The organism is Streptomyces resistomycificus (assembly GCF_001514265.1).
GTDB lineage: Bacteria > Actinomycetota > Actinomycetes > Streptomycetales > Streptomycetaceae > Streptomyces > Streptomyces resistomycificus.
On sequence record NZ_KQ949017.1, the window covers coordinates 1 to 1,138 of the forward strand.

Consider the following 1,138-nt stretch of genomic DNA (forward strand, 5'->3'; position numbering starts at 1 on the left):
AGCGGGTGCTTGTCGGCCAGGGCCTTCACCCGGGCCTTCAGCGCGTCGACGTCGTACGACGGCTTGAGGGTCTCGGCGATGACGTCCGCGACCTCGGCGAAGTCCTCGGCGGTGAAGCCGCGGGTGGCCAGGGCCGGCGTACCGATGCGCAGACCGGACGTCACCATCGGCGGGCGCGGGTCGTCGGGGACCGCGTTGCGGTTGACCGTGATGCCGACCTCGTGGAGGCGGTCCTCGGCCTGCCGGCCGTCCAGCTCGGACTCGCGCAGGTCGACCAGGATCAGGTGCACGTCGGTGCCGCCGGACAGCACGTTGACCCCGGCCTCACGGGCGTCCGGCGCGGTCAGGCGCTCGGCGAGGATCCGCGCGCCGTCGACCGTACGGCGCTGGCGCTCCTTGAAGTCCTCCGAGGCCGCCACCTTGAAGGAGACCGCCTTCGCCGCGATCACGTGCTCCAGGGGGCCGCCCTGGAAGCCGGGGAAGACGGACGAGTTCAGCTTCTTCGCGAAGGCCTGCCGGGCGAGGATGATGCCGCCGCGCGGGCCGCCCAGCGTCTTGTGGGTGGTGGAGGTGACGACGTCGGCGTACTCGACGGGGTTGGGGTGCAGGCCGGCCGCGACCAGACCCGCGAAGTGCGCCATGTCGACCCACAGGTACGCCTCGACCTCGTCGGCGATCCGGCGGAACTCGGCGAAGTCCAGCTGCCGGGGGTAGGCCGACCAGCCCGCGATGATCACCTTCGGGCGGTGCTCCTTGGCGAGCCGCTCCAGCTCGGCCATGTCGACCAGACCGGTCTCGGTGTCCACGTGGTAGGCGACCACGTTGAACTGCTTGCCGGAGAAGTTCAGGCGCATGCCGTGGGTCAGGTGGCCGCCGTGCGCGAGGTCCAGGCCGAGGATGGTGTCGCCGGGCTGGGCCAGCGCGAACAGCGCGGCCTGGTTGGCGGAGGCGCCGGAGTGCGGCTGCACGTTGGCGTACTCGGCGCCGAACAGCTCCTTGACCCGGTCGATCGCGATCTGCTCGGCGACGTCGACGTGCTCGCAGCCACCGTAGTAACGGCGGCCCGGGTACCCCTCGGCGTACTTGTTGGTGAGGACCGAGCCCTGCGCCTCCATGACCGCGAGAGGCGCGAAGTTCT

1 protein-coding gene is annotated in these 1,138 nt (G+C 71.1%); it reads right to left on the bottom strand.

Going from position 1 to position 1,138, the window contains the following annotated elements:
- Positions 1-1,138: serine hydroxymethyltransferase (gene glyA, locus AQJ84_RS40215; RefSeq protein ID WP_059198924.1), on the bottom strand; the 1,138-nt coding region annotated here is incomplete at both ends.